We start from the raw sequence: 26,829 nt of genomic DNA on the forward strand, positions 1-26,829 counted from the left end.
ATGTATCTCGGTCGTACCCCTAACTAAGATGATGAGTGCATTTAATAATGTTCCATCCTTTCTTATGATTGCTGATCCGGATACTGTAGAGGAAAAGAACATTCTGCGGCAGCCTTTTATCCCGTCTGATATTGGGCTCAAGAAATCCGAGGTATTAGCTAAGCGATATGGCGGTACATATGGATTAAAGATCGGTTCTTTCTCAGATTCATATATTGAGTCGGTAGAACAAATAGAAAAACTTTTTTCTCTGACGGATTACCGGCATAAGCCTGGACAATACATTCAAAAGGTACTTATAGGTGCTGTAGATAATGATTTTTCAAGAAACATCATGAATGATTACTTCAATCGGACGGATGATATCATTTATATTGATGCCGGCATCGAAGGGGTTTTCATGCCAAGTGAGCAGCCACAAGATCAGTGGTCTACCGAGGAACTAAAGGACCACATGGATAGTGGCTATTCCGGTCAGATTGTTGTAGGACTAAAAAAAGACGGGAAGGAGATCTTACCGCCTCTAAATGTGGTTTACCCTATAAATGCGGAAGATGCTATCCCTCCGTCTCACAACTGTGGGTTAGAGCCTTATCAACCACAACGGATGATCGCCAATGAATATGCTGCCATGCATATATCTACAGTTCTTAATGAGCTTTTTAGCTCAAATTCGATTCATATTCATATATCGAACTTCTCAGCAAGGAATGGTAGCTGCCGTCCTATTTATTTTGAAGAGGTACAGGAATAGCCGCCCAATTGTCACATTTAAAAAGGGGGCATAATAATTACCCCCTTTTTTCTACAATGAAACACTAGGCAATTGACGAATTTTGTCTTTTTTGCTATAACTAAAGTATTACATGAGTTATAAATTTTTCTTTATCGTTGACTATTCGATAAAGAGAGAGTTAAACCGATAATCGGCTAATAAATATTTTGGGCTTAATTTGCCATGGAGAACATAGACACCGGAGGTGTCTATTTGTGTTTCTATGGCTTTTTTTGTGCCTTACGGGAGGTCATACATAATTAACGAGTACAGAGATCCTTATCAAGTTAGTGATGAATTGTTGATCCCTGCAGAAGACTAGGTTGAAACGCTATGTGCCGAGCAATTTGTGCTTCCCACACTTCCACCAGAGATGTACGCTGTGGACCAGTATGACCACTATCATATTAACTTTTCAGGGGGTGCCGACTCACTTGCGCTCGCCTTGATTATGAAATATGGATACAAAATACCATCCGAAAAGATGGTTCTTGTCCATATGCGAGTTGATGGAAATCCGGAAGAGAAGCAGCAACTCTTTGATTGGCCGCAGACCGATGAATACTTGCGATACGCAAGTGAAAAGCTGGATATTCCATTGGTCGTTATTTGGGGTGACAAGTCACTTGAAGAACGTATTCGAGATCGCAAAATGTTTCCGGATAAAAGCTGCAGATTCTGCACTTCTTATACGAAGCGAGACGTTTACGCAAAGTGGGTTCGTCAGTTCGATGACTGTAAAATTCTAATGCTTACTGGGGAACGCTCAGAAGAATCATCTGATCGAGCGAAGGAGCCAATATTTGAGTATCATCCTGCCCATGCAACTAAAAGAAAGAATCGTGAAGTGCATTGGTTCCGACCGATCAAGAATATGCTTAAATCCCAGGTTAAGCAGCTGGCCGCCAATTACAGTATTGAACTACACCCTTGTTATCAATGGGTTTCACGTTGCAGCTGTCGTTTCTGTATCTTTAATACCGCTTCGGAAATGGAGCGTGTCGCTCAGCTCTACCCTGATGATTGGGAGTACTTAAAACGTATGGAGTTACATCTTGGCCATACCATGAAAACCAAAAGGGGTAAACCAGTCCTTCTTTCTGAATTTGTGAATGAATCTCAAGTCACCATATCAGACTTCATCTGAAGAGAATCGATAGAACTAACTATAAAGGAGGCAATAAACATGCAGACAATTTTCAAAGAAAATCATAAACAACGTATGAACCCGGAGCTTATTAACCAGATGGAATCTGTAGTTAAAAGCGTTATAGTTAACGAAAAATTTCATGCAGACTTTTATTTACATGACCTTAAAGTAATGGACTCTTCCAATGGAGGAATATTTGCCTGGTATGTCTATGATTGCGGTACTCATTTAATTCAACTGAGTAATTATGATGAAGTAATCGCATTTCAAAAGGAATGGATCCAAAGCATGCCTAGCATCCGTGATAAGCATTGGAGAGATTGTTTATATGTTTGTGATACCGCCAAAAGTGAACTCAAAATCGTTAAGAGTTTTAGCGAGGGTAACTTGGTAGAGCAGCTCAAATTAGTCGTCTGACTTTGGAGGGCCTTGAGAAGAGTGGAGGGTTAGCTGTCTGCAGCTAACACCTTCACTCCTCAATTAGGCTGTCCAGAGTGACACCTTTTTTAATTCATAACCCCCATACCGGAAGGAGAAATTTCAAAAATGTCGCAACAATTCCACAACCAAGGTTTTATTATTATGATTGAACAGGACGCAGCAGAAAAGGATTACACAGCATATATACCAGCACTTCGACTTGGAGCCAAAGGTCATACTCTTGAAGAAGTCCGTGACAATGCTCGAGACCTAATTCTTATGGAAGTCGAGGCAATGCAAAAAAGTGGAAAATCCATTCCATCTGACGACAACTGTATTGTAGAAACACTTTCAGTTTCCCTCACAGTGTAATTTTCGAAACAATAAAAGGAACGCCTTCATTCGATTGGAAGCGTTCCTTTTCAATGTTGAAATTCAAGAGTCTTGCTGCTGGTTCATCTGTGTTGTATTTCAACACAATAACTACTATACTATGGTTAAATTAAGTATAGAGGAGTAAGACAAGTATGTTATTCGGTGATTATATACGTGAACTACGAAAAGCAAGAGAACTTACACAAGACCAATTATCTAATTTAACAGGGATAAAAAAGCCTTATATTAGCCGTCTAGAAAATAATCACGATAATCCACCTAGCGAAGAGTTGTTGATTCGTCTTGCTGAAGCATTAGAAGTAGAAACGTATGAATTGATTCTTAAGGCCGGTAAAGTTCCAGAGGATTTCAAAAATCTTATAATTTATGATCCTGAGGTATATAGATTCCTGGTTAAAAAAATTAAACAAAGTAAATGAAAAAATATATAAAAAACAACCAGATAATAAGGTGCTTTTATCTGGTTGAAACATAAGGAGGCATTTATGCTGAAAAAGATAAACTTCAGAGGCTCAGATTATTTCATACATAAAATTAAATATCCGGACAATAAGAATACTTGTATCATCCTAGACCCTAATGAGCAGCTTATCAATAATGAAGATTTATACGTAGTCTCCGTTAACCTTGATTTAGGAGAACCATTTCTTGATTTTATCCCATTTGATGTTAATAAACTACCTATGTACTTGATGTCTGATCTTATTGAAATGGAAGTATTGGCAGCCCCAACTCACCAAGTGAAGTCCGGTTTTGTTACATACCCACTTTGTAAAGTATTAATTTAATTCAAACAGTGATTGTTACAATCACTGTTTACATGCATGCAGCGATCACGATCAGCTGCTATTCCCCTATAAATTGATCCTTGAAATGATGAAATCTGCATTTACTTGCGAAAGAGTAATAGACTTTGAAGTGAGAGCAACCTACTTATAGACCGGTTGCTCTTTCTAAACTTGCTTTTTTTCTTTTGATGTTATGATGGAAGGGATCGAAGGTTTTATTTTATGCATTGCTCTTTCCTTCACCTCATCCATAACGTGAGTATATATTTGAGTTGTAGAAATGGACTCATGACCAAGAAGATCCTGTACTGCACGAAGATCAGCCCCATTCCGTAAAAGATCCGTCGCGAATGAATGTCTAAATTTATGGGCAGATAATGACATTCCGGAAAACTGAGGATATTCTGCTATAAGTGCATCAAAAGTTTTTTCTGCGATAGTCTGCACCATTCGCTTGCTAATACGCCTGCGAAATTGAGAAACAAAGAAAGCAGGCTCCTTGCTATTCCAGGGAGTTATTCGTTCCGTCAAGTATAACTCTAACAGTTGATTTAACTCAGCTGGAAGAGGGATATATCTCCATTTCCCCCCTTTACCTAAGACACCAATATTTGAGTTATCTTTATCATAATTAACTATATCTAATCTAACTATCTCGCTTACACGAAGTCCAGCGTACGCCATTAAAGCGACGATCGTAATATCCCTTAATTGATGTCTTCCTTTAATGAGCTCCAGGGAGGCATCTAAAAACTGTTTTTGGAGGTAGGTAGGTTGCCTTTTCTTTTCAACTTTTGCTTTTTCAATGTCCAATGTAGGATTATGATCTATTACTCGGAATCTAACCATCACTTTATAAAATAATCGAATTGCTGACTGACACCGATTTCGGTAGCGTGCTCCTGCACCATTTTCTCTAACCTGGGTGAGATAGGTCATAATTTCAATATCCGTAACATCATTGATGGGTTTATCATCTAAACTTAGGAGAAAATGCTTTAAATCATGAAGATAAGCATTTTGGGTATCTTTCGAATATTCACGATCCTTCATATAGGAAACAAACAGCCTTACTTCTCGATCGTAACGCTCGAATATTTCTATATAACCCATTAACTCACATCCTAAAATTCGTTTTAAATCAAAATTGCATTAAATGCTTATTTAATGCAATTTTATTATAGCAAAAGTGCAGTCATTTACAAAGAAACAGAATAGCAGGAGCTATGGTGCTCTTAATAATATTAAAGGCGAAATATGTTTATTCATCCAAAATAGAGACTTGCCGATATATATTAGAAACACGCTATAAAAAGGAGGTATTGGTATTATGTCAATTCGTTTCATGAAGCCATTAAAATCTGATATTCAACTGCATACAGCAAAATTGGACCAGGAGCCAATATTAGTCTTTAATTCATATGAGCTTGTCGGTAGCGGCAGTATTGAAGAAATCACAGAGTATTCGGTCAAAGTTCGTGGAAATCGCTATTTTAAGGGAGTGCATACGTTCAAGTATGCTCAATAACAGTTGAAATTTGAGTAAGTTTAGCGAAAAATCTTATTTTTTCAAACATTAAAAGAAGTAGTTCAAAATAATTAACATTTAAAAAGGATTTTATAGGTAAATAGTCGAATGGATATATGAGATAAAATAACTACACGAGAGAGGTTAGGAACATGAAGGATAAGCTTAAAGGCATGGTTTTAGGAGTTTTAATTAGTTCATTAGTATTGGGTGGTACTGTGACATATGCTGCTACTAATACAAAGTTGAGTGTTGTTTTAGAAAATATAAAGTATATGTTTGACGGTGTCCATAAACAAACGACTCAGTCCATCATTTATAATGGGACATTGTATGTTCCAGCTAAGAAAGTAGCTCAAGGATTTGGAGAATCTTTTACATATGATGGAAAGAACAAGACAGCTTGGTACGGACAAAAGAACGGAACATTTAAATATCTAGATGAAATTAGTTATGCTAGAGTGGACGGGAAAAATCCAACTGGATCGATTAACTTTAAAAATTGGACGAATCCTGCTAACTTAAAATTTACAATCGCTGACCAACAATATCTTCATGGTATAGGATCAGTACTTGATCAAAATTATAGTAGTGGCGATTACCAAAACTCAATTGATTACAATTTAAATGGTAAATATAAAAAATTAACTGGCTTTATTGGAGTTGATGATTACACAAAAAATTCGGTTAATACAGGTACAATCACCATTATAGGTGATGGACAAGAATTGTTTAGACAAGAAAATCTAAAGGGTGGAGATATGCCATCTAAAATTAACGTAGACGTAAGTGGTGTATTAAAGCTTCAAATTAAATTTGAAAGTTCAGTTGATGAAGGTAAGCATATTGATTTAGTTATTGGAGATGCTAAATTGTATTGATAGATGGCTGTAGGTAGAGTTTCATGAAAATTAAGGTTAAATAGAAAGATTCTTTAATGAAAAAGCGGCAGTCGCTGAGACTGCCGTTATTTAATTTTTGATATGAACTTTGTAAAAGTAAATTTCTTATAGCGGAATCATAGAAAGCGAAAAATAGCTGTATAGGGATGCTACATTTGGATGGGGATCCAAACTGATGCAAACGGCCATATTTAAATCACATTGGGTTAAGCTGATGGGAAACGTTAGTCGAAAATAAATTGGAGCAATTTGCCGATTGGCAGCTGCTCCTTGCTCATTAAGCTAAGCTAGTTACGGGCAGGCTAATAAAATAAAAAACCTCTTATGAGGTCTTTATTCCTTAATGTTGCTCTTATAATGTTGGTATCGACTAATTCCTAAAAATACTGAAGCAATAATAAACATCCAAGATTGAAACATATCTTGCCTTCTGATTATGTCTTGAATTAATGAAGAAGCGGCAAGAAGTATTAGAGTTAATATAACTACATCGGCAAACAAAGGTATTCTTTTGAAGTACCACCTTAGAACTAGCCAACTTAAAGCTCCTAGGCCTAACAACCAATAAAGAAACATTGTTGCACCTCACAAAAATTAGATGTATTTTAAGGAAAACAAATAGCACCTTGTTGTTAGAAGGTCTGGCTTTGTAGATTGATTTAAGATTGAACAATGATTTTCTTTATTTCCTTATAACGACGGAATGCAAGTATAAGTGAAGTGATAATAGTCATGAGAGCAACAAAAGGGTCTGATTGGTATTTAAATAAAACCTCAAAGAGATATCCAACTCCAAGTAAAAATAGGGTTAGGATCATGGTATCCGTAAATGTTGGTTTTATATTCAAAAATTTTTTGAATGACCAATTTAGAATTAAGGAACTGATAACCCCTAAGCCAATAACCCAATATACGAACATGTCACACCTCCAGATTAAACTTAACACAATATACAGTATATGTAAATTACATCGAAAGACGATTTTTGTCGAGGGACAATAACTTGTACCGATTACCGGAATGGACATGAGCATGGGCCTATTACCGATTAGATAAATATCTAACTGAAATTCACAGCTATTTCATTAAGCTAACGGGCAGGTTAACGTCCGCCTACTCCACCAACTTTCTAATTAACTAACGCGCAGTCGCGAAAAAAAGAACCATTTGAATTTAATTGCAGCAGCAAAGCACAGAATAATTCATCCTTAATAAAAGACAATTTTCTTGTTTTAGTCAGAAGGGGGGGGTCTCAACTAACGCGTGAAGAATAATTGGAATGACTTTTGAAAGGAGATTCGAATTGAAAATTTGTAAAAGAGGCTGCAATTGTTGCTGTAGTGATCTTTATCTTTAATTTAATTTTGGAACTACTATTTGATATGAGCGATTTCTTTGAGAGTTTTGAAAAGGGATTTGTACTGGGAGTAGGGTATTACTTAATACTTCTTATATCAGTATTTTTAATAGTATTGATAATAATGGCTATATCTAGGATTATCTCTAAACTAAGGAGAACTAATAAAAAATGAGTTATACGTATGCAGGCTAAATGATTAGATTTAAAACAAAAAGACAGGTAGAAATTCTCGTATTAATTTTAGATCGTATCATTAAGCTAACGGGTAGGTTAGGTTAACATAACAAAGATGTAAAAATGCCCATAAATTCTACTACTTAAAAACGCGCTGATAAGCAATTTTCACGGGCTGTATTGATCTCGTCAGTGCCAGTACAGGGGAGTTGAGAAAAAGGTACGGGTTGATTTATGTGGATAAGGAGATGAAGGGAACGGAACATTGAAACGCAGCCGTAAGGACTCCTTTTACTGGTAAAAAAATGCATTGAATCAAACGGCCAGGAATTAAATTAGTATATATTTTAGACTCATTGAGTTTGTTAAAGGAAAAGACTGAGTCCATACGGAAACATGGACTCAGTCTTTTGCAATACCTTGCTTATTTTAAATAGTCAAGCATAAAGGGAATTTGACTTCTCTTCGGACCACCCCTTTATTTTCTTTGCCGTAAACGGAGCGCTAACCGGTCGATTAGAGTAATAGTTCCGCAATTGTTCAACGTACATTTCAATTCATTACTATCAATTGAAGTTGGATACTCATCTTCAAACATTACCAAGGATTGTGGCAGACGTGTACTGGGCACCGTTGGTTGCGATCGGATCATAAATTGTCGGGAGACAAGAACATATTCCCATTGAAGTCGCTAATTTAGCGGCTTTTTTGTTATGGCTTTAGCCAGTTGAGTGCGTGAAACGCGCGAAACAAAAAACCACCCGCTATGCGGGTGGAGGAATCAAAGGTTTGACCACCAAGACCATTCCGATAGAATTGAGATGTTCAGGCTCAAAGAAAGGAATGGTCTTAGATGGCAAACAAGAGCTACAGCCTAGCTCACACAAAGTGGATGTGCAAATACCACATTGTATTCACCCCGAAGTATAGACGGAAAGAGATCTATAATCAAGTAAGAAAAGATCTAATTGAAATATTCAAACGTTTATGTAAGTACAAAGGAGTAGAAATCATAGAAGGCCACATGATGCCAGATCACGTGCACATGTTGGTAGCAATCCCACCGAAAATTGCAGTCTCATCGTTCATGGGATATCTAAAAGGTAAAAGTTCTCTAATGATCTTTGAGAAACATGCCCAACTAAAATACAAATACGGAAATCGTAAATTCTGGGCAGAAGGATATTATGTAAGTACAGTGGGCTTAAATGAAGCGACGGTAAGAAAGTACATTCGTGAACAAGAAGCACATGACCAAGCAGTAGATAAACTGAGCGTAAAAGAATACGAAGATCCGTTCATCAGTAACAGGACCAAAAAGAAATAAACCAGTTTAACTGGTAAGTGAAAGTGACAAAAACACTGAGCCTGAACAGACTTGCTGTCAGGCTAGCGTCTTTAGGCGCAGTTTGGCAACAGGGGGTTATACCCCAAGAGCAAACCACCCGTTGGACGGGTGGTCCTGATTTTGATTTTATCGGTACAAGTTCTTGTCCCAAGCCAAGGACAAGAACTTGTACCGATTGCCGAAATGGACAAGAACATAGTCCGATTACCGATTAGATAAATATCTAACTGAAGTTTACAGCTAGTTCATTAAGCTAACGGGCATATTAGTTATAATTGTTTTCTACAGGCAATAGCGTGTTTTTATGGGTTATCATTGCTCATAGAAGATTAACCACAAATCTATAAAGGAGCCAAAACATGAGCAACGATACTCATTCATTATCTGAAGAAGATACTTTTACAATTGAGTGTAATGATATCATTCTAAGGGAATTTGTGTGTACTGATTTAGATGAGTTTCATTCCTTGACATGGCAACCCGAAATACATGAATATTTGCCGGGTTGGAACGTAACTAAAGAGCAACGAAAAAATTGGCTTATTAATTATGAAATCCTTGAAAACAAACAGTTTTTAATTGCCGTATCACAAGGTGGTGTCATTGGTGAGCTTCGACTTCGGATGGGAATCGAACTAAGGGAGTCAGGGGAGTTAATCGGTTGGTGCTGTACTGGAATCGATGCTTGGACAACCAACCGATTGAACGATTCTGGGGTACCTTTAAAGCAGAAAGCTATTATCTGGAGAAGTATGACACATACGATGATCTTCTAAAAAGTGTGAAAATCTACATGCGCTACTACAATAACAATCGGTATACCGAACGGCTCAACGGTTTATCTCCTAACGAATTTCGCCGAGCAGCTTAACTAAGGGAAAATAATCACCTCACTTTATAGCCGAGGTATTGAAGAGTGATAATCTTTTGTTTTTTAGACTGTCTACTTGACAGGGAGCACTTCACTTTTAGCCAGGCGCTTCTTTTTTCTTTCGCAAAGGGGCAACTGGCGGCCTTGACCGACTGCCAATCGCCGCGCCGTGTAAAGTTTTACTCAAGTTGATTTTTCTCCTCGACACCTAGCGGTTCAAAAGCTTCTCTAAGCTTATGTGCCATTGTAGTGTTCCCATCGTAATAATAGACGAGTATTCTGCCCATACCATAAGATCCGTTTGGGGGGGCAGCAGAGGCTGTTGGAAATGGGTCGCGTTGTACTTCTCTCCTTTGTGCAACGTCTGCGAAAAGGTATATCGTTAAGTTCCCTTGTTCGAGTTGATATAAGTGAATCTCAGCGCCTTCTCTTTGAGAATCATATACATTTTGGCTTTCAATCCTTTCAACGTATTGAATACCAGCTTCATTAAGAACAGTCAACACGCCGTTTAAAGTCACTCCCGCAAACTGTTCCTGCGTACCTGATTTACTGCCACAAGCACATAAAATAAAAACTATAACAATGAAGATAAATAAAGTCTTGTTCATACCCCTTCGCCTCCTTTTTAGTTAAGACGTAGAAAAAGTGTTAATGTTGCATTGCCCCATTAACTTGATATCTATTTCCCTTTTATAAACTATAATTTTTTTTTGCAGCTTTTTTGTAGTTAGAAATGCTACCTCTTTGTGTTTTAGCGTGTTCTACAAGTAAGTTCATTTTCTCGAATCCGGGGAGTCGTTTCCGCGCTCATTAAACAACGAAAAGCTGTATTGGCTTCGCTAACATCGGCGTTAGGCGGGAAACTGCGGTTTGATTAGGCCCAAGCAGTAACAGAAAAACGAATTATTAAATATAATTTTCTACAAATTACAACATGTTTTGGTATATATTTGGTATTTTTGATCTATATAGTATTTTTATGAATGACAATATAATTTAGAAGAAATATTATGAATTGGAGGTACGATATGAAAAAGTATTTATTGGTACTAAGTGCATTTCTTTGTTTGCTTTTGGTTAGTCAAGAAGTGGGTGCTTATGATTTCTACGGGAGCGGTTACAAGAACACCAACGCAACAACCGGAAGACATGCCAACCCAGCGTTGAACGGAGTTGTATACAACGGAACTACATACAACTTCAACACACATTATGTGAACGCTAGAAATCGATGGAATAATGCTACGGATGTAAACGTATCTTCTGGGACGACTGGTACTATTGCAATCAGGTCATTCCACGGCGATTACGGGAATAATGACCTATTCGGATGGGCAAGAATGTACAAGAGTGACGGGACGACGGTACAATCGTGTGCAACATGCGAACCTACAGCTAACTGGGCCTATTCGGATGTTTATTTAAATCAATTTCATATCCACAATGATGGCGAAGGCGGCGATCCATGGTCACCTATGTATATCGATGGTCTAGCTACACATGAGTTTGGGCATGCATATGGCTTAGCACATGAGGATGACGTCGAGTCGGTAATGCATTCCGGAAATCTGTATGAAGGGTATTTAACGCCAAGGCCGGATGATATTAGCGGAATGAACGCTTTACATTAAATTTTGGAGGTGCAAAATGAAGAAGACTATTATTATATTACTGTCATGTATAGCTATGGCGGCATGTTCGAATGTAGAAAAGCCATTAAATACTGCAACTGCTACTAATACTGCAACATCAAATATTGCGACCACGCAAATTGTAGACCAAACAGCTGGCTCAACTGCAACAATTCGGCTATATGAATCTCTAGAAGAACTGACTAATAGTTCAGATGTAGTTGCAGAGATTATACCTGGAGATTCCAAGAAACTAATAGAATACGAAAATGCTAAGTTCACACTAATTGACGCAAAAATTAAAGATGTTTTCGTTGGAGATAATTCGCTAAAAAATTCAACAATAAAGGTGCTTGAATTGGGAGACTACCAAGTTGGTGATACGCAACTTGTAAAGAGCAAGGAACGTTATTTAATCTTCTTGAGGAAGTATCAGGGGTCCGTTACCTCTGAAGAAGCTTATGTACCGGTAGGGGTCTATCAAGGGAAGTTAAAAATTAAAGATGATCAAACATTAGTTTTTGAAGGGGGAGGGGATATTCACGCAAAACAGAAAAAGATTTCCTTCCAACAGGAATTAGCATCCGTTGAATTAACTGAAGCAGTGGAGAAAATTAAAGCTAGTAAATCTAAAGAATAAAGCTCAGGCCAGTCCGGAATTGAAAGAGAAGCTCGAGAGGCTGGCGGCGGAAAGCGGCCTAGAGACGCAAGAGGTGTTCATCGAGCAACTGGCAGCGATCTACGAGCTGCAACAGCTCAAATAAGGCAATGGCAGCGGCTACGCGAAGCAGATCGAGGAACTGGAGCATCATTCGCGCCGGAACGTGGAGCTTTTCATCGGTCTGATCAACACGGAGGCGGCTGCGCGTCTCCAGCAGACGCAAGCGCATGATGACGTTCTCGCGGAACGGGCGCTGACGATCATCGCGCAGGAGCAAGAGCTGGCGGAGCAGCTGGAGGCCAACAAGCTTCTGCGTCTTATTACGTATGCCCAATTGTTCCATGACTTCTTTTACCGGTATACCGGCTAACCTCATCTCAATAGCTTTCATTTTGACTTCAACAGGATAACTAACTCTAGTTGCCAACGAAAAACACCTCCAAGATTGTCTCCATATCTTACGACATGGTTGCATTTTCTTGAAGGTGTTTTAATTTGTCTCACGTTATGGGGTCAGTAAAAAATATGAAGGAAGTCGGTTGTCATAATATATATTACGTAAACTATTTATTATACATTTAGTCAAAACTCGTATTTTGATCATATGTCTGGGACAAAAGAAAGAGCCATCCATACGGATGGCTCTCTTCTTCATATAGCGTTTCTTCTATTATATGTAAATTCTCTCCAATAGTCAATTTCACTTAACCCTTTTGATAAATTTATTCTCGAAAGAAACAAATAACAATTCTTCTTTTTCTTGGTCATTCTTTTCTCTAATTGAACCTAAAGTTTTACGCAAACCGATTTTCCAAATCAGACAAATAATTAAGGTCTTTCATTGTCACACCTCAATTCCGACTAAAACCACTCGAATTTAAAACACCGCCCTCTTTGTAGGCGGCGATCTAATTCAGTAATTTCTCATGGTGTATTATTATGATACCCTTATCACAGTCATTAAATACATAGTATGGAATATAATTTGTCAAACGTTGGACTATTTTGTAGCTCTATAGAGAATATCTAATGGTTTGCGAGCTGCATCCACTGCTGTTGTTCTCCTTTAGTCAGCTTTTCCTCAAGTATTACCCCATTTTCATCAGTGCTCTTCAGCTTTAGTTGCATCAGCTGCTTGCTTAGTTCAATATATTCCTTTAATTCGTCTTCAATCAAAATATCTCCTTATTAAAACCCCTAGTATTTTATCGGTTGTCGTAAATTCTTTAGGAAGACATAAGATGATATTTGAGTTTATTTAGTTCTGTTACATAATCCCGAAGTTAGTTTGAATTAAAATGGAGCAGCTACCAACCGGCAACTGCTCCATTCTGTTTTAAACTTACGTTTCCCGTTAGCTTAATCAATATCTGTAAAGTCCTTTATCATTCTGTAATGTGCTTGAGCACCTTGGCCGGATTACCCGCGACTATCGTGTTTGCTGGCACATCTTTCGTTACAATTGAACCAGCTGCCACAATGGAATTATCACCTATTGAAACACCTGGAAGAATTGCACAGTGCCCTCCAATCCAAACATTATTTCCAATCGTTACAGGAATACCGTAACCAGATTTATTTCGGTCCTTTGGATTAACATTATGACCAGCCGTGTAAATGCCGACATTAGGTGCTATCATGCAATCATCACCGATACGAACCTCTGCCATATCCAATATGGTGCAATTGTACCCTGCATAGAAGTAACGGCCAACATGAATGTTATAACCCAAATCACAGTGAAAATTATGATCGATACTAAAACCTTCACATACGCTGCCAAATAGTTCTCTAATCAATCGTTCTTTCTCTTGCTCATCTTCCGGATCGCAGTCATTATAAGCCTTCACAAGCTTTTGGGCTCTTATGCTTTTTTCTCGAAGTTCCACCGTTCCTCGTTCGTAATAGACCTTTTCTTTATTTTCTTTCATTGTTTTCCTCCAGGCAAAAACGGTTTTACTTATTATATACTAGCCAGCATCTACGTTGAAACTACCTGCCCGTTAGCTTAACGAAAAAGGAGCAACTGCCAACCGGCCAACTGCTCCATTGCTTTTTTGGTCTTCAATTTACCCGTCACCTTAAACACTGAATCATTTCATTGATATTGCTATCAAGATCATTTCCTCTTTAGTTAAATCTCCGCTTTGGATTTCAATGAAAGTACCATCTTGTATCCATCGTAGGTATCCTCCTGATTTATGGTTAGCCCATTGTTCAAATCGCCCTTCTATTCCATTCATGTTAATTTTCTCTCCATGTCCATTAAACTTAAATTCCTCGACTATAGTTCTTGTTGTACTTGATTGGTTGCGAAGATCGATGTTAGTGACAACCCGGTTCATTTTATATCCAACTGCCTTATGTTCTTCAATTCCAAACAGATATGTCTTTCCTGATTCATCAAAAAAATGAAGTCTAACTTTTGAGACTGATCGACTATGATCAAACGGATATGGTTCCTTAATTTCTAATTTATAGCTTTGAACGGAGGAAGACGGTGTAAAAAGTTTGAAATCAGCAATAGTTTTTAACTTATACAATTCAAAATCCGAAAAAGTTAGCGTAGGTTTAGTTGATGCGATGAGTAAGTTATTGTTGATTCCAACAGAAATCCAACAAATAAAAATCAATGAAATAATCCATCTAGACAAAAACATTCCCTCCATATTTTTTTGGGAATATTATGCCCTTGTTTAATTAAACTAACCTGCCCGTTACTAGAGTAAAGGGCTGGGTAAACCAGCCCCTCCTCATCAAACCGTACGTGAGGTTTTCCCTCATACGGCTTTCCGATGTTCGTCATTCATGTGCATACAGATTACAAAAGCGTTTTGAGTCCACATTGACTCGCCATGTTCCTCACTTCTTGGACTGCACTTTGCCACCGAGAACGTTGTCTTTTCTTTGCATACCACTTTGCCAAACGCAGCACAATGTACCAATCTAACTTCGCCATTTTTCGTTGGCTGTAGGACGTGTGGTAGTAATTGCGCCACCCCTGAATCTTCGGATTCAGCCAACCTATGTGCTCCGCGAGTGACTTGTGTCTTTGGCTGGACGGAGCTAAGCGCTCTTTTACCACTTCCCGGATGCGTTCCTCCGCTTTACTGCACAGCCACTGCTGCGTGGTGTAGTACACTCTTCCGGAGGATGTCTCAGCTTTCGTCTTGCGATGATGCATGCCTAGAAAATCAAACCCTTCTTCTCCTGTCCATAATCCTACGATCCGCGTTTTCGTCGGATGCAAGGTCAGTTCCAGACGCTCCATAATCGCACGTATGAGTGCATACGCCCGATCTGCATCTTTCTTCGTTTTGCATACGACAACGAAGTCATCCGCGTAACGCGTAAGTTCCCCATTTTCACTGCCATGTCGTTCCCACAGAATATCAAAATAATTCAAATAGATATTCGCTAGCAGGGGGGATATCACACCACCTTGTGGTGTACCCAGATCGGATCGCCTGATCTTTCCTTCCTCCATCACTCCCGCGTTCAGCCACTTCCTTACCAGCTTCAGGACGCGCCTGTCGCTGATTCGCATCTCTACCAGTTTCATCAGTTTCTCTTGGTTGATGTTGTCGAAGTAACCTTGGATGTCGACGTCGACCACCCAATTTCCTTTTCGGTTGCAGGCTTTTCGGATTCGGTCCAGTGCCCCTTTCGCACTTCGTTTTGGACGGAACCCAAATGAGGATTCCTGAAAGTCCGCTTCAAAGATCGGTTCCATGACCAGTTTCGCTGCCATCTGGATGACGCGGTCTCGGACGGTTGGGATGCCCAGCGGTCTTTGCTTCCCGTCTTTCTTCGGAATGTAGTGCCGGCGGACGGGCTGTGGATGGTATTTGTTTTCCTTCAAGTGTCGTTGGCATTCGTACAGGAAAAACGCTTCTCCCTTTTCCTCAATATCCGAAAATGTTTCTCCATCGACGCCAGCCGATCCTTTGTTAGCTCGTACTCTCCGCCAGGCTTCCTCTAATACATCCATTCGATAGACCTTGTCGTACAACGCGTGGAATCTGCGCTTTTTGTTTTCCTTGGCCGCATGACCTAGTTTCTTCTGGAGTTGTTGAACGTTTTCCTTTGGTGTCGTTAGCCGTTTGGCATTCACTAATTCGTACCTCCTAAAAAAAAACATGAACAAAGCAGGGCTCCTTCCCTCCTGCAGGTTGTGTTGTCCTGCAGTTCCTCAGTACTACGAGCCCCTCGGACTCCCTTCCTGCAAGTAGATCATTTCATCTTTTGGACTTATAGACCACTTTGTTACGGTTTCAAAAAAAAAAAAAAAAAAAATCCGTGCAGGGGAGGGTCTCCCCAGTTCACTGCATCTTCTTTCATATCATGCCGATCCCCTTACGCCGGAGGATTCTTCACTGCCGCTCCAAGTTCTTAGCAGTTTCCGTGGCCTTCACCCATTAAGCCGGGGTTCGGCTTCCCCTTGTCCCTCTTGCGAGGCCTCTTTGACGACGCGGCAGGATTCACTTGATGTTACGGCCTGAAATATTGCTCGCTCTGTCTCCGACAGATACTTTTGTCGATACGCTTCTACGCACAGTTTTCACCGTACATAGGTATCCTAGCTACACAGGGGCTTGGCCCCTCCTGTGACTGGACTTTCACCAGCTAGAAGATGCGTGCTTAGCTGGGCACGCGCTTAACGAAAAATGGAGCAGCTGCCAATCGGCAAACTGCTCCTTGTTTTTTTGGACTAACGTGTTTACCGTTAGTTCATTAAACGTACCATGTCTGTATAGTGATTAAATCACTTTCTTCACTAATCAGTGATTAAAGGCTTTCTTTGGTTAAGCTGATCTTTATTAAAGACTAACTCCCCACGTGTCCAAAATCCTTTTTGCACATATCCATCCCGATGAATTTTGGTCCCATAGCCATGTTCTAAATTATCTACCCAACCGCCTTCATAAACAGTACCATCATTCCATTTATATATTCCGTTTCCATCGTACAGCCCATCTTTCCATTCTCCACGATAAAAATCACCATTTGCGTATTCTTTAACACCAAAACCATATTCCTTATCATTAAACCATTGTCCTTCATATTTTGATCCATCTGACCAACGATACACCCCGGTTCCACATTTTAATCCGTTCATCATTTGCCCGAGGTAAGTTTCACCTGATTCATATTCAATACATATTTGATTCTCCTTTACACTTTCCCATACTCCTTCAACCCTTTTGTTGTCGATATGAATTACGGACTTTATCAAATTAGGTTTTGTCTCATGTTCAGATTGAGTAACTACTGTTCCTATTTGGGGTTCAAGCAACAAGGGGGGCGGTACAAATTGGTCGTTTACGAAGGTTTTGTAATACCAAGCTGTCAGATCGAAAATTTCTAAAATAAGTGTTCTCACTTTATTTTTTTCAATGAAAATAAAGCTTTCTCTAGTATCCAAGTATTCTAACTTCTTCAGCGTTGTCACCATGGAAAAAGGTAAAATTTCAATTTCCATTAGTGCAGATAAATTAATAAAAGGCTCAGAATCATCAATTTCTACATTCTCATTTAGTAGAATCTTTTTAACGATTAACCGTCCTATTTCTTTCAAATGATTTAAAGCTAAGATGTGGTCAAATTCTAATATATATTCAGCATGATATGCTAAAGAACAGACATCCGGCATTTCGTTTTCAAACACTTTAAAGCTCATTCTCCACCTCCATTTTTCCCGATACTATCCAAATAACTTCTACATATACTTTCAACTAACCTGCCCGTTAGCTTAACAAAAATGGAACAGCTGCCAACCGGCGAACTGCTCCATGCAGTTTTGATCTACCGTTTCCCGTTAGTTTAATCCTTAAGGGGCGACAGGTATAGGTTCTTTTCTACAGGTACTTTAAGAGGAGGCGAGGGGCGACAAACCCCATTTGGTACTTAAATATCCAGATCAAAAAAATTGGTTCAGTATTCCTTTCTCTGCATTCGAAGAAGTATCCAGAGTTCCTACAAGCGATAATGTCTTTTTGGCTTGTTGTCCTTTCCTTCTTTTCATCCTGTTTAAAAAAATAATTTTTATAAAAAAATAAAACGCATGCAACATTTTGTCTCTGAAAGTTGTTTGTAAATTTTAGCCTATTTTATCCAATATAAAAAGGAAACTACATGCCCAAGCTTTCTAAATTAAATTACTAACAACAGCTCTATTATCTTTTTCGGCTGCTACTCTCGTTTCTGGTGCAGTTTTCGCAGCAGATGAATATGTCACAAAACATACTCTCTCAAGCAGTTCTGTAGACAACAAAGAAATTAGATGGGATGGTTACACAAGGTATGAAACCGCATGGTCATTTGCAGTTAAACTCTAAAAAGATCAGGGAAGAGTCAACGTAGCTAAAGATACTTTAGCCCAAATTGAAGACCTCACACTCTTCGATTTTCATTATCCGTCAGAAACTTTCACTGCCATTTGGGTTCCTAGAACAGGTGCTGACGAAATTCATTTCAATATTGATAACATGGAGAAACCCGGAAGAACAGATAATCACAATAAGAAAACGGCATCTCACGAACTTGGCCACGCTTTAGGGGTTAGCGACCATTATGAAGACACGTACAGTACACAAATCATGTATGGGTTTGCTTCTAGTACAACAACACTTAAAACACACGAAATCAGCGATTACCGTTCTAAAAACCCTTAAACAAGGAGGAGAATGATATGATGAAGAAAGTCATTATTGCAGGTTCTGTACTGGCAGGCGTTCTATTCTGTACCTTTCTAGTTACTGAAATCATGCCAAAGCAGGAACCAGTGCATTTTAAGCTGCGACCTTTCTTCGTTACCTACCGTTATGATCCGTCTCGTTTACAGCGCTCACTGAACCAAACCGAATGAATTTATATCCTCAATAATCAGTCTAGCTTGCGGAGAAGATTATAATTCACATTTCTATCAATGATGACTTAAAGTCATTGATGTTACAAGCTTTCACTTAGATATATTTTTAGGTACAGTTGATAATCAGAATTATTATTCCCATAATTAATGGCGTGATCAAAGAGATAAGAATCGTATGTTTATCTAAAATAGGAATGATCAGCTTAGTATCAGGAGTGAGAATCTGTTGTAGACGATAATTTATAGCTACATGAGCAAGATGCACACCTTTAAATAGTGGTTCACTTTTATGCTCCTTGATCAAATTCAATAAAACGTTTCCTATCTGTCTTGTACTCTTCATCTGTTCTATTACATATTGATCTGCTTTTAATTCCATTTGGATTTCATAGTAGTTAACTAAACTTTTTATCACCGGTAGAAAAACATAACATTCAGAGAGTATTTTTAAAAGAACCGTATAAAAGGGATGTCGTTTAAAACAATGATAGTATTCGTGATAAATGATTGCCCTGATTTCCTCATCATTAAACTGATCTAACAGACTTGTGGAAAGGATAATGTCGGATTTGAAGAATCCAGCTGACATTGCTATTTTGTTTTGATTTGATATCACTTTTATTTTTATATTTAATGACTTGTATCTTTCTGAGTACTCAGTAGATAAATCCAACTCCTCCATTTGGAAAAAGAGTTCCTTCATACCCTTATAGCGAAAATATTGATTAAATACTTGATAACCAAGCGTAAAAACTGAAAAGGTGATAAAAGCATTAATGATCATTTCGGCAGTTACATGATTAACAAATACATCTGTAAATGTAGCTTGAAGCAATAGAATTATATTATGGTTACTTGGCACATCTTGAAGTTGATGGTATATAACATAGCCCATCTGAAAAAGAACCAAACTGCAAATAGCTATCCCTACTCCTACTGCCCGCTTTGGATCAAACAGTATTTTCGAATAACTATTCATTTTTCAGTTCCTTCAATTTGTTCTCTAATTGTTGAATTAAATCAGGATCCGCTTTGTCTAGACTATCAATTAAATTACGAACCATATATGAGCCAAAATCAGCAATTAGTCCATTAGTAACCGCTTGGGTTTGCTCCTGGATAAATTCTTCTTTTGTTGTGGGGGCAGAAAAATAAGTTAATCTTGTTCTGCCCCTGCCACTTGATTCCTTTATTAAATATTCTTTATCAGTTAGTCTTGTCATAACTGTCATGACTGCGTTCAGTGAGATAGGGGATTCAGCGTTTATTAATTCATGAACTTGTTTAATCGTCATTTTCCCGTTGCTCCACAATATCTCCATTATTTTAGCCTCTAACGAACCAAAAAATTTATTGATACCTTCTTCATCTAGATGGAATCTCTTTACTCGCATATTTTCGCTACCTCTTTCAGAAGAGTTTCATTTATTTCTAAATTAATGTTTCTAACTACAAACTATAGTTTAAACTATTTTAAGTCGTATGCCAATTTAACTTAGCAGCACAATACTATATAAGATCCATTTCCCAAATATAATAAAAGTGCGTTACAAGAGATCCCACTCTTGTAACGCACTTTATGACCTATACTGAGTAAAATAATTCCTACCTTTGATCCTATTAATACGAATCATTATTATACCAAGAAACTTTTTTTGGATTAATTTACGCTACTATTCCAACCTGCTCTATAAATAACTCAATGGATTTTGTGGAGTTCCATTTACACGTACTTCAAAGTGCAAATGTGGACCTGTTGAATTCCCAGTTGAGCCCACTTCAGCGATTTTTTGACCGCGGGATACAGATTCGCCTTCTTTTACTAGAGTACCATTCTCTCTGATGTGAGGATATAGTGTCCATAAACCATCTCCATGATCAACGATAACTGTATTACCATATCCACCATACCACTCTGCCATAATGACCACACCTTCTTCTGCTGCATAAATACTCGTACCCTGAGGGGCAGCGAAATCTGTCCCATTATGCATTTTCCCTACCTCACCTGTTATAGGGTGAACACGTGGACCAAAGTTAGAGGAAATGATTGCACCTTGAATCGGCATTCCTAGCACTCCACCTCCGTTGGAAGAACTGCTGGAGCTCGATTTAGTATTGGAGCTAGAAACCTTTTGCAGTGTTTTTTTTCTCTCTGCCTCTTCTGCAGCGGCTTTCGCCTTCGCAGCTCTTGCAGCCTGCTCTTCTTTCAACGCATTTTTTTCCTGAACCAGTTCCGACCGTTTTGACGCAATTTCAACCAACATTTGATCTTGCTTATCACTGAGTTCACTTTGTGTTTCAATCTCTTTCTCATATCCAGCAATCAGCTTCTGCTTTTCTTGCTCTTTACTAGCTAGCTCCGCTTTATGAGCTTTCTTCTCTGCGTATAGCCGTTTATGCTCTGTATACTGCTTATCAAGTTGCTGTTTCTTCTCTACAACAAGCTGCTTATCTTTCTTGTGTTCAACTAATAGATTTTGGTCTTGGTCTACTATCATTTTTAAAGAATCCATACGCTGTAGAAAATCGGTGAGGCTTGTAGATGATAACAATACATCCAAATAGGAAACTGTACCATCCGTGTACATCAAACGTACTCGGGATTCTAGTAAGTCCTCACGAGCAGCAATCCTCTCTTCTGCAGCTTGTAATTCTTTTTTTGTATTGCGTAAGTTTTCTTCCGTTGTTTCAATATTGTAGGAGACAGTTGCAAGCTCATTGCTTACGTTATCTATTTGCTTCATGATGCTCTTCAAATATGTTTCTTGCTTTTGCTTATAGTAAACGGCTTCCTGCTTTTTCTTTTCAGCTTTTTCCTGCTCTGATGTTGCCGAATTAGACTGTTGTTCGAGCTTTTCCAACTCATTATCAATATCACTGATGCTTGACGCTGCATGACTATAAGCAGGGCTAAGAATAGTGGCTGTAATCAAACTTATTGCAAGTGCAGTTGCTGTCTTTTTCAACTTAATTCCCATCCTTGTACATATTTTTAAATTCGAATTTTGTCTTTCATTGAGATAAATGGCCTTAAGATTAATAGAGAGATGACGCTACTTGTCCTAAATCGCCTCAAAGTTACTAAAACCCCTAAAATATTGCCATATATGTATTCGAGATATGGCGAATTATTAAAATTTTGTTACCTTACATAATGTAGTTTATTTCACTCTACCTTGTCAACTCTTGGAGACGACAAATAAAGAGAGATTATCAATTTATCTGACAGCAAAGAAGACTAAGAACGTTAAATTTCTTATTAGAGGCTCTCTATGTAGCTTCACTTTCAAAACCGCTCTTAGACACATTCCCTCCATTCAAAGGCGCCTTAAACACAAAAAAACCGTCGATCTTTTCATCAGATTAACGGCTTCAAAAATTCAATTTTTTAACATATGTTTCGACTGCTTTTTGGAGCATCTTATGCTTATCACTTGGATTGTTCATAATAAGCATCGCAACTTTTTGTGGTGAGTCATCGATTGATTTCTTTATTCTTTTAATTTAAATATCTTCATTTCTTTAGATGATTCATACTCTATTCCTAACTCACTATTGTCTAATTCATATATCTTTGTGCCAACATCAAATTCATTTGAAGAAAGATTGGAAGTTACCGGGCCTTCAGGTTTAGTTTTTTGCTGAACACTAGCAACTATTTTTTTGTTAGGGAAATTGGCAGAAGATTCAACTCTAGTTCCAATGTATTGTTTATCATTATAAATGAGTAAAGAAGCATTAGAAGAAGACTCATCTGCTCGATTAGAACAACTTATCATTAAGAGGAGTATGAATGTTAAAGGGTATAATAGTTTAGCGATTCTCATGAGGAACCCTCCCTTCTTATCAGTTAGTTATCTGATATTAAAACTTCAAGTACTTCAGTAATTAAATTATTTTGTGTTACAGAAGTGAAGCTCCTTGCACTCTCGTCGTACTCAAATTTTCCGCTAGGTCCTCCCACCATGATATAAGTATCCTCTATAGGCTCATCAAGAAATAAGATGTATTCATTTCCAATTTCCATAAGAGGATGATTATAATAGGAGTCTTCTAAGCGCCCGTCTTGTAAGACTTTTATATATTTCGCTGTAGAATCTTCATTACTCTTATAAACGTCTGTTACCTTAAATTGGAATTCAGTTATTGGTGTATCTTTGCCGTTCAGAAAAGTTCTGTTAACTTTATCAGGAACTCCTTTTACAATTAGAGAAGCCTTTTCTTCAACAGTATCTGTAGAAAAGGAAGGGAATGTAGCATGCTTTGTTACAGTTTCTTTTTCTACATTTTGAGTTTGTTTATTTATAGACTGGCCTGGTTGTTCCACTAGGATGTAAGATGTCAATAAAAAGGATAAACCAGTAGATATAAGTACTAATTTTTTATTGGTCGACAGATTGTAATATGAAGTGCGACACCTAGTTCAAAAAAAAATAAAAATGACCCATGGCCTGATTCGTGTAGAATAAAGTTACCACACCAAATTCACACAGGAGAATCAGTCCATGAGCTACTCACATCTTACCATAATAGAACGAAGTAAACTAGAAGCACTCAAGCAACTAGGGATGTCTGCTCGAGCCATTGCTCGTGAATTGGACCGACACCACTCTACGATCAGCCGAGAATTAAAACGAAATCAAAGTTCAGATGGTTATCAGGCGGTAGCTTCAGACGAGCGGTATCAGTGTCTTCGCCAAACCCAAAGTTCACGAGGGAAGTGGACGGAGACGCTTGGTGAAGAGATAGAGAAGCGACTTCATGAAACCTGGTCTCCTGAGCAAATTTCAATGAGCTATGCTCTAAAAGACAAGCCCATGGTTTCGTTCAAAACGATCTATCGGTGGCTCTATAAAGGTCGCTTGGCTCGTACGACAGTTCAACAGCTAAGGCACAAAGGCAAGAGACAGAAGCCTCAAGAAAGACGAGGTCGGTTCCTCGTAGGGACTTCTATCAAACAACGTCCCAAAGAGATTCGTTCCCGAGAAACCTTTGGTCACTGGGAACTGGATACGGTCGTGTCTAGCCGAGGGAAAAGCAAGGCTTGTGTGGCCACCTTTATCGAGCGAGAAACACGGTTGTACACCGCGATTAAAATGCCAGATCGTACCGCACTATCTATGGAAATCGCTGTAGGCGTAGCTACTGCGCAGCACCCTTTGGGCACCTTCCAAACGGCTACCGTTGACCGTGGTAAGGAGTTCGCATGCTTTCATGATCTGGAAGACACTCACGCCATGAAGGTGTATTTTGCAGATCCTTATTCCTCATGGCAACGAGGATCCAATGAGAATGGAAACGGCCTCCTTCGAGAGTTCTTCTCTAAAGGAAAGGACTTCGCAGAGGTATCTGAAGACGAGTTAGAACATGCTCTCCATCTCATTAACAACAGACCAAGAAAATGTTTAGGTTGGAAGACAGCTCACGAATCTTTTGAGAATGAAGTGTCGCACTTGGATTGACAATCTGTCGTATAAAAAAATTTTATAACTTGTACATTTATTTTACGAGATAAAAGTAGTATTCTATATAGAAGAATCATGAAAATTGCTGAGACCCATAACCTACCGCCTCACCTCGCGTTAGCCCTGCGCTAAATCGAGTGTGAGGTGTTTTTATGTTTATTAGTCCGATGTTACTCGAAAAAGCGGACGCGCCATTCTCGGATTCGCGCTACATATTTGAACCGAATATCGACGGCCAGCCACCGCTTAATATTTTCGCAACTTAACGGAGAAGTCCGCTTATATACGCGTCATAATAACGATTGCACGCGCCAATATCCCGAAATAGCCTGCGAATCGCCAATCGGATTATGTTCTTGTCCATTACGGTAATCGGTACAAGTTCTTGTCCTTGGCTTGGGACAAGAGCTTGTACCGATAAAATAAAAAAGCCGCTAAAATAGCGACTTCAATGGGAATATGTTCTTGTCCCCCGACACTTTCGATATAACGTTAGTAATATAAATCGTCTTAGACAAAGTCCTGTATACAAATTAAACAACCTTAGTCCGGCCCATCGCCCTGATCTAAGGTTGTTTTGAGTGTGAACAAAAGATGAATCTTTAAGAAACTAGTGTTAATGATCCAATAAAAGAAACAATAGCAAATATAAGCCCGCAGATAAGAGCAGCATACGCTGTATTGTTTTTTCTGAAAATAATATACATCCATACAATACTAACTAGAGCTATAACATAGAGAACTAAGGAAAATAGGCTTACATCAAAGTCAACGGGCACCTGTACCTCACCATCTGCTAACCAAAGGTACAATCTTGATGCTGACAAAGCCATCATTTGAGGATCTAGATCATGTGGTGCAACTTGTTGATTCATAAACCCTGTTACAGTAAAAATAAGCAAAATAAATATCCCCTCAACTGTTACCCACTTCCTCGGGTTGAAAGCAGAATTGTTCAATTTCTTTCTTATTAAAAAACCGTTAAAGAAAGCAATAAACAAAAGTGGAATGATCAAAAGATGCTTTAACAATAAGGATTGACCATAAGAAGTTACCCATGAATTAAAATAATTCGGATCCGTTCTGATATTTAATAAGAGTCCAGATATTATTATAATTAGCATGATTACGATAGCAAGAGGATGATACCATGACAGAAATGACTTCCATTCTTCAGCTTTATTTGACATGTACATACCAGCAATAATGAGAATACCTGCCCAAACAGCAACCGAAAATAAATGGATAAATTGTGGCCAGAAACCAACCGGTCCAAAATATGAGGAAGCATGGCTGGACCAAGATAATGCTCCTACAATAGATACTATTAATACAAATAGTAGTATATTGCTACTTGTACTGACTTTACCTTTCCTTGCTACCAATACACTGATTAACAGCACGGTTAATATCAAGGTCCATATATACGCTTTTCCTTCGGCAAAAGATAACATGACATTTTTAAAAATAAGGCCAAAACTTGCATCGTCTGAAAAAAAGAGAATGATCCTGAGTACGGGTAGAAATGAGAAAATAGCAACTCCTAAAGCTGCTAGGATAAACACTTTATTAGGTATTTTTACTGACTTATGAACTTGCGAAACAATGACTCCTCCAAATAAGACAGACAAACAACTATAGAGAAAGGGCTCTCCTAACCAATACCAGCTCATTGTTTCCTCCGTTTTATTTGTCTCATTAATGCTGCTATAACGATAATGAGGATAATCCCTGCCCCAACAAAATACCAGGTATTATTGTTACTCTCTTCTCCAGGGAGAGCCTCAATAGAGGCTGAGACTTCCTCCGTGTTTGGTGTAGTTTCGACATTTCCAGTGGTTTCAGTGGTATCAATATTCTCAGTTATTTTGGTTTCTGAGCTTGTCGCTGTTTGCTCTTCGGGCAGGTCCACTGTAAAGTTATAATCGCCTTCAATCGGGTGACCGTCCTTCCCGACTATTTTCCATTCAACCGTGTATTCACCGTTTTTAAGATCAGTTCCATCCGATATATGTCTCTCCATCTTATTCATATCCAGGGTTATATCATTTAAAGGGACCTCTTGGTTATTTTGATCAAATAACTTAAAGGAGCTTAACACTTCTATACTCGTATTAAACGTCAAAGTGATCTCACTAAATTCTGTGGTAACAACCTCACCATCTTTAGGAAAGGACTCCTCAATTTGAGTATGAGCAAGAGCAATTGATGGGAAGTAGAATAATAAAATACATACCAAAGCAATAATCACGAGTTGATAACTTTTTTTCATTTAGAACATTCCTTTCTAATCGAAATTAAATCTAGTTCAGACTAACACATGAAGATATGTTCATTCAATAATGTAAGCGATGTAATATTGTATTCTTTTAGAACTTTTGAAGGTGGAAGTAAAGAATGACTAAGAGTTGTTGTTCTAAAAATAACTCATAAAAAAACACCTTAAGTAAGAGACAAGTTCTAACCCTTGTCTGTTTACTTAA

Annotated in this window: 30 protein-coding genes and 3 pseudogenes; 17 read left to right on the top strand and 16 right to left on the bottom strand. The window is 38.4% G+C overall.

The window, feature by feature from the left end:
* The first annotated feature begins 31 nt into the window (after positions 1-31).
* From PUW25_RS27025 to PUW25_RS27050, 6 genes are all read left to right on the top strand, one after another.
* Positions 32-754: a ubiquitin-activating E1 family protein gene (locus PUW25_RS27025; RefSeq protein WP_274338792.1), complete on the top strand. Its 723-nt coding sequence runs from the start codon at positions 32-34 to the stop codon at positions 752-754.
* 394 nt (positions 755-1,148) lie between these two features.
* Positions 1,149-1,922: a phosphoadenosine phosphosulfate reductase domain-containing protein gene (locus PUW25_RS27030; protein ID WP_205055073.1), complete on the top strand. Its 774-nt coding sequence runs from the start codon at positions 1,149-1,151 to the stop codon at positions 1,920-1,922.
* Positions 1,923-1,961: 39 nt separating this feature from the next.
* Entirely contained in the window at positions 1,962-2,342 is a 381-nt protein-coding gene (locus PUW25_RS27035; RefSeq protein WP_205055053.1) for a hypothetical protein, read from the top strand.
* A gap of 129 nt (positions 2,343-2,471) precedes the next feature.
* Positions 2,472-2,717 (top strand): type II toxin-antitoxin system HicB family antitoxin, encoded by a 246-nt coding sequence (locus PUW25_RS27040; protein WP_090728210.1) that lies wholly within the window; start codon positions 2,472-2,474, stop codon positions 2,715-2,717.
* A gap of 155 nt (positions 2,718-2,872) precedes the next feature.
* Positions 2,873-3,160, top strand: coding sequence for a helix-turn-helix domain-containing protein (locus tag PUW25_RS27045; protein ID WP_205055054.1), 288 nt, complete (start codon positions 2,873-2,875; stop codon positions 3,158-3,160).
* A gap of 66 nt (positions 3,161-3,226) precedes the next feature.
* The gene (locus PUW25_RS27050) at positions 3,227-3,529 is read left to right on the top strand and encodes a hypothetical protein (RefSeq protein WP_205055055.1); all 303 of its coding nucleotides are present in this window, start codon (positions 3,227-3,229) and stop codon (positions 3,527-3,529) included.
* Between the two features lie 165 nt (positions 3,530-3,694).
* Here the strand turns inward: PUW25_RS27050 and PUW25_RS27055 are convergent, their stop codons facing one another.
* Positions 3,695-4,642, bottom strand: a complete 948-nt coding sequence (locus PUW25_RS27055) for a tyrosine-type recombinase/integrase (RefSeq protein WP_090728215.1) — start codon at positions 4,640-4,642, stop codon at positions 3,695-3,697.
* A gap of 217 nt (positions 4,643-4,859) precedes the next feature.
* Here PUW25_RS27055 and PUW25_RS27060 point away from each other — a divergent pair, with 217 nt between their 5' ends.
* Positions 4,860-5,057 (top strand): hypothetical protein, encoded by a 198-nt coding sequence (locus tag PUW25_RS27060; protein ID WP_249436123.1) that lies wholly within the window; start codon positions 4,860-4,862, stop codon positions 5,055-5,057.
* A gap of 152 nt (positions 5,058-5,209) precedes the next feature.
* Positions 5,210-5,938 carry an NPCBM/NEW2 domain-containing protein gene (locus PUW25_RS27065; protein WP_205055056.1) on the top strand — a complete coding sequence of 243 codons (729 nt, stop codon included), beginning with the start codon at positions 5,210-5,212 and terminating at the stop codon, positions 5,936-5,938.
* A gap of 680 nt (positions 5,939-6,618) precedes the next feature.
* On the opposite strand, the gene PUW25_RS27070 is transcribed toward PUW25_RS27065, so the two are convergent.
* Positions 6,619-6,879, bottom strand: a complete 261-nt coding sequence (locus PUW25_RS27070; RefSeq protein ID WP_205055057.1) for a hypothetical protein — start codon at positions 6,877-6,879, stop codon at positions 6,619-6,621.
* Between the two features lie 787 nt (positions 6,880-7,666).
* Here PUW25_RS27070 and PUW25_RS27075 point away from each other — a divergent pair.
* From PUW25_RS27075 to PUW25_RS27570, 4 genes and pseudogenes are all read left to right on the top strand, one after another.
* Positions 7,667-7,832, top strand: a pseudogene (locus PUW25_RS27075) (family 1 glycosylhydrolase); the annotation flags it as partial.
* Between the two features lie 514 nt (positions 7,833-8,346).
* Positions 8,347-8,820, top strand: a complete 474-nt coding sequence (gene tnpA / locus PUW25_RS27080) for an IS200/IS605 family transposase (protein ID WP_205055058.1) — start codon at positions 8,347-8,349, stop codon at positions 8,818-8,820.
* Between the two features lie 380 nt (positions 8,821-9,200).
* Positions 9,201-9,617, top strand: coding sequence for a GNAT family N-acetyltransferase (locus PUW25_RS27085; RefSeq protein ID WP_249436124.1), 417 nt, complete (start codon positions 9,201-9,203; stop codon positions 9,615-9,617).
* On the top strand, positions 9,542-9,712 hold the full coding sequence (locus tag PUW25_RS27570) for an IS3 family transposase (RefSeq protein ID WP_397376447.1): 171 nt from the start codon (positions 9,542-9,544) through the stop codon (positions 9,710-9,712). The genes PUW25_RS27085 and PUW25_RS27570 overlap by 76 nt, the downstream gene beginning before the upstream one ends.
* A gap of 179 nt (positions 9,713-9,891) precedes the next feature.
* On the opposite strand, the gene PUW25_RS27090 is transcribed toward PUW25_RS27570, so the two are convergent.
* The gene (locus PUW25_RS27090; protein WP_205055060.1) at positions 9,892-10,323 is read right to left on the bottom strand and encodes a hypothetical protein; all 432 of its coding nucleotides are present in this window, start codon (positions 10,321-10,323) and stop codon (positions 9,892-9,894) included.
* 420 nt (positions 10,324-10,743) lie between these two features.
* On the opposite strand from PUW25_RS27090, the gene PUW25_RS27095 reads away from it, so the two are divergent.
* A complete protein-coding gene (locus PUW25_RS27095) occupies positions 10,744-11,346 on the top strand; it encodes a matrixin family metalloprotease (protein ID WP_211750043.1) in 603 nt (200 codons plus the stop codon).
* 16 nt (positions 11,347-11,362) lie between these two features.
* A complete protein-coding gene (locus PUW25_RS27100) occupies positions 11,363-11,986 on the top strand; it encodes a hypothetical protein (protein ID WP_205055062.1) in 624 nt (207 codons plus the stop codon).
* A 331-nt stretch (positions 11,987-12,317) separates the two neighbouring features.
* Here PUW25_RS27100 and PUW25_RS27105 read toward each other — a convergent pair.
* From PUW25_RS27105 to PUW25_RS27130, 6 genes and pseudogenes are all read right to left on the bottom strand, one after another.
* Positions 12,318-12,434, bottom strand: a pseudogene (locus tag PUW25_RS27105) (IS3 family transposase); the annotation flags it as partial.
* 599 nt (positions 12,435-13,033) lie between these two features.
* Positions 13,034-13,183 carry a hypothetical protein gene (locus tag PUW25_RS27110; protein WP_205055063.1) on the bottom strand — a complete coding sequence of 50 codons (150 nt, stop codon included), beginning with the start codon at positions 13,181-13,183 and terminating at the stop codon, positions 13,034-13,036.
* A 209-nt stretch (positions 13,184-13,392) separates the two neighbouring features.
* Positions 13,393-13,938, bottom strand: coding sequence for a sugar O-acetyltransferase (locus PUW25_RS27115; RefSeq protein ID WP_205055064.1), 546 nt, complete (start codon positions 13,936-13,938; stop codon positions 13,393-13,395).
* Positions 13,939-14,100: 162 nt separating this feature from the next.
* A complete protein-coding gene (locus tag PUW25_RS27120) occupies positions 14,101-14,661 on the bottom strand; it encodes a DUF4367 domain-containing protein (RefSeq protein WP_205055065.1) in 561 nt (186 codons plus the stop codon).
* Between the two features lie 167 nt (positions 14,662-14,828).
* The gene (gene ltrA, locus PUW25_RS27125) at positions 14,829-16,121 is read right to left on the bottom strand and encodes a group II intron reverse transcriptase/maturase (protein WP_274338793.1); all 1,293 of its coding nucleotides are present in this window, start codon (positions 16,119-16,121) and stop codon (positions 14,829-14,831) included.
* Positions 16,122-16,784: 663 nt separating this feature from the next.
* The gene (locus PUW25_RS27130; RefSeq protein WP_205055338.1) at positions 16,785-17,687 is read right to left on the bottom strand and encodes an MORN repeat-containing protein; all 903 of its coding nucleotides are present in this window, start codon (positions 17,685-17,687) and stop codon (positions 16,785-16,787) included.
* A gap of 1,011 nt (positions 17,688-18,698) precedes the next feature.
* Here PUW25_RS27130 and PUW25_RS27135 point away from each other — a divergent pair.
* Complete coding sequence (locus PUW25_RS27135; RefSeq protein ID WP_205055337.1) at positions 18,699-18,875, top strand: hypothetical protein; 177 nt, start codon at positions 18,699-18,701, stop codon at positions 18,873-18,875.
* 109 nt (positions 18,876-18,984) lie between these two features.
* Here PUW25_RS27135 and PUW25_RS27140 read toward each other — a convergent pair whose 3' ends face one another.
* From PUW25_RS27140 to PUW25_RS27160, 5 genes are all read right to left on the bottom strand, one after another.
* A complete protein-coding gene (locus PUW25_RS27140; protein ID WP_205055336.1) occupies positions 18,985-19,857 on the bottom strand; it encodes a M56 family metallopeptidase in 873 nt (290 codons plus the stop codon).
* Positions 19,850-20,272, bottom strand: a complete 423-nt coding sequence (locus tag PUW25_RS27145) for a BlaI/MecI/CopY family transcriptional regulator (protein WP_205055335.1) — start codon at positions 20,270-20,272, stop codon at positions 19,850-19,852. Before PUW25_RS27145 ends, PUW25_RS27140 begins: the two co-directional genes overlap by 8 nt.
* Positions 20,273-20,566: 294 nt before the next feature.
* Positions 20,567-21,847 (bottom strand): murein hydrolase activator EnvC family protein, encoded by a 1,281-nt coding sequence (locus tag PUW25_RS27150; protein ID WP_090727165.1) that lies wholly within the window; start codon positions 21,845-21,847, stop codon positions 20,567-20,569.
* A 525-nt stretch (positions 21,848-22,372) separates the two neighbouring features.
* Positions 22,373-22,708 carry a hypothetical protein gene (locus PUW25_RS27155; RefSeq protein WP_205055334.1) on the bottom strand — a complete coding sequence of 112 codons (336 nt, stop codon included), beginning with the start codon at positions 22,706-22,708 and terminating at the stop codon, positions 22,373-22,375.
* 23 nt (positions 22,709-22,731) lie between these two features.
* The gene (locus tag PUW25_RS27160) at positions 22,732-23,226 is read right to left on the bottom strand and encodes a hypothetical protein (RefSeq protein ID WP_205055333.1); all 495 of its coding nucleotides are present in this window, start codon (positions 23,224-23,226) and stop codon (positions 22,732-22,734) included.
* 160 nt (positions 23,227-23,386) lie between these two features.
* Between PUW25_RS27160 and PUW25_RS27165 the strand changes: the two genes are divergently transcribed.
* Positions 23,387-24,343, top strand: a complete 957-nt coding sequence (locus tag PUW25_RS27165) for an IS30 family transposase (RefSeq protein ID WP_205055332.1) — start codon at positions 23,387-23,389, stop codon at positions 24,341-24,343.
* Between the two features lie 155 nt (positions 24,344-24,498).
* A pseudogene (locus PUW25_RS27170) lies at positions 24,499-24,676 on the top strand (ATP-dependent DNA ligase); the annotation flags it as partial.
* A 272-nt stretch (positions 24,677-24,948) separates the two neighbouring features.
* Here the strand turns inward: PUW25_RS27170 and PUW25_RS27175 are convergent.
* Both PUW25_RS27175 and PUW25_RS27180 read right to left on the bottom strand, forming a co-directional pair.
* A complete protein-coding gene (locus tag PUW25_RS27175) occupies positions 24,949-26,019 on the bottom strand; it encodes a copper resistance D family protein (protein WP_205055331.1) in 1,071 nt (356 codons plus the stop codon).
* Positions 26,016-26,618, bottom strand: a complete 603-nt coding sequence (locus PUW25_RS27180) for a copper resistance CopC family protein (RefSeq protein ID WP_205055330.1) — start codon at positions 26,616-26,618, stop codon at positions 26,016-26,018. The genes PUW25_RS27175 and PUW25_RS27180 overlap by 4 nt, the downstream gene beginning before the upstream one ends.
* Between the last annotated feature and the right edge of the window lie 211 nt (positions 26,619-26,829).

The organism is Paenibacillus urinalis, assembly GCF_028747985.1.
Classification (GTDB): domain Bacteria; phylum Bacillota; class Bacilli; order Paenibacillales; family Paenibacillaceae; genus Paenibacillus; species Paenibacillus urinalis.

What these genes read in the sequence shown, in the direction of transcription:
- PUW25_RS27055 (WP_090728215.1), bottom strand. Translation starts at nt 4,642, where the DNA reads ATGGGTTATATAGAAATATTCGAGCGTTACGATCGAGAAGTAAGGCTG.
- PUW25_RS27065 (WP_205055056.1), top strand. Translation starts at nt 5,210, where the DNA reads ATGAAGGATAAGCTTAAAGGCATGGTTTTAGGAGTTTTAATTAGTTCA.
- PUW25_RS27180 (WP_205055330.1), bottom strand. Translation starts at nt 26,618, where the DNA reads ATGAAAAAAAGTTATCAACTCGTGATTATTGCTTTGGTATGTATTTTA.
- PUW25_RS27060 (WP_249436123.1), top strand. Translation starts at nt 4,860, where the DNA reads ATGTCAATTCGTTTCATGAAGCCATTAAAATCTGATATTCAACTGCAT.
- PUW25_RS27045 (WP_205055054.1), top strand. Translation starts at nt 2,873, where the DNA reads ATGTTATTCGGTGATTATATACGTGAACTACGAAAAGCAAGAGAACTT.
- PUW25_RS27165 (WP_205055332.1), top strand. Translation starts at nt 23,387, where the DNA reads ATGAGCTACTCACATCTTACCATAATAGAACGAAGTAAACTAGAAGCA.
- PUW25_RS27115 (WP_205055064.1), bottom strand. Translation starts at nt 13,938, where the DNA reads ATGAAAGAAAATAAAGAAAAGGTCTATTACGAACGAGGAACGGTGGAA.
- PUW25_RS27175 (WP_205055331.1), bottom strand. Translation starts at nt 26,019, where the DNA reads ATGAGCTGGTATTGGTTAGGAGAGCCCTTTCTCTATAGTTGTTTGTCT.
- PUW25_RS27095 (WP_211750043.1), top strand. Translation starts at nt 10,744, where the DNA reads ATGAAAAAGTATTTATTGGTACTAAGTGCATTTCTTTGTTTGCTTTTG.
- PUW25_RS27025 (WP_274338792.1), top strand. Translation starts at nt 32, where the DNA reads ATGAGTGCATTTAATAATGTTCCATCCTTTCTTATGATTGCTGATCCG.
- PUW25_RS27030 (WP_205055073.1), top strand. Translation starts at nt 1,149, where the DNA reads ATGTACGCTGTGGACCAGTATGACCACTATCATATTAACTTTTCAGGG.
- PUW25_RS27155 (WP_205055334.1), bottom strand. Translation starts at nt 22,708, where the DNA reads ATGAGAATCGCTAAACTATTATACCCTTTAACATTCATACTCCTCTTA.
- PUW25_RS27035 (WP_205055053.1), top strand. Translation starts at nt 1,962, where the DNA reads ATGCAGACAATTTTCAAAGAAAATCATAAACAACGTATGAACCCGGAG.
- PUW25_RS27140 (WP_205055336.1), bottom strand. Translation starts at nt 19,857, where the DNA reads ATGAATAGTTATTCGAAAATACTGTTTGATCCAAAGCGGGCAGTAGGA.
- PUW25_RS27100 (WP_205055062.1), top strand. Translation starts at nt 11,363, where the DNA reads ATGAAGAAGACTATTATTATATTACTGTCATGTATAGCTATGGCGGCA.
- PUW25_RS27085 (WP_249436124.1), top strand. Translation starts at nt 9,201, where the DNA reads ATGAGCAACGATACTCATTCATTATCTGAAGAAGATACTTTTACAATT.
- PUW25_RS27135 (WP_205055337.1), top strand. Translation starts at nt 18,699, where the DNA reads ATGATGAAGAAAGTCATTATTGCAGGTTCTGTACTGGCAGGCGTTCTA.
- PUW25_RS27070 (WP_205055057.1), bottom strand. Translation starts at nt 6,879, where the DNA reads ATGTTCGTATATTGGGTTATTGGCTTAGGGGTTATCAGTTCCTTAATT.
- PUW25_RS27040 (WP_090728210.1), top strand. Translation starts at nt 2,472, where the DNA reads ATGTCGCAACAATTCCACAACCAAGGTTTTATTATTATGATTGAACAG.
- PUW25_RS27130 (WP_205055338.1), bottom strand. Translation starts at nt 17,687, where the DNA reads ATGAGCTTTAAAGTGTTTGAAAACGAAATGCCGGATGTCTGTTCTTTA.
- PUW25_RS27090 (WP_205055060.1), bottom strand. Translation starts at nt 10,323, where the DNA reads ATGAACAAGACTTTATTTATCTTCATTGTTATAGTTTTTATTTTATGT.
- tnpA (WP_205055058.1), top strand. Translation starts at nt 8,347, where the DNA reads ATGGCAAACAAGAGCTACAGCCTAGCTCACACAAAGTGGATGTGCAAA.
- PUW25_RS27050 (WP_205055055.1), top strand. Translation starts at nt 3,227, where the DNA reads ATGCTGAAAAAGATAAACTTCAGAGGCTCAGATTATTTCATACATAAA.
- PUW25_RS27145 (WP_205055335.1), bottom strand. Translation starts at nt 20,272, where the DNA reads ATGCGAGTAAAGAGATTCCATCTAGATGAAGAAGGTATCAATAAATTT.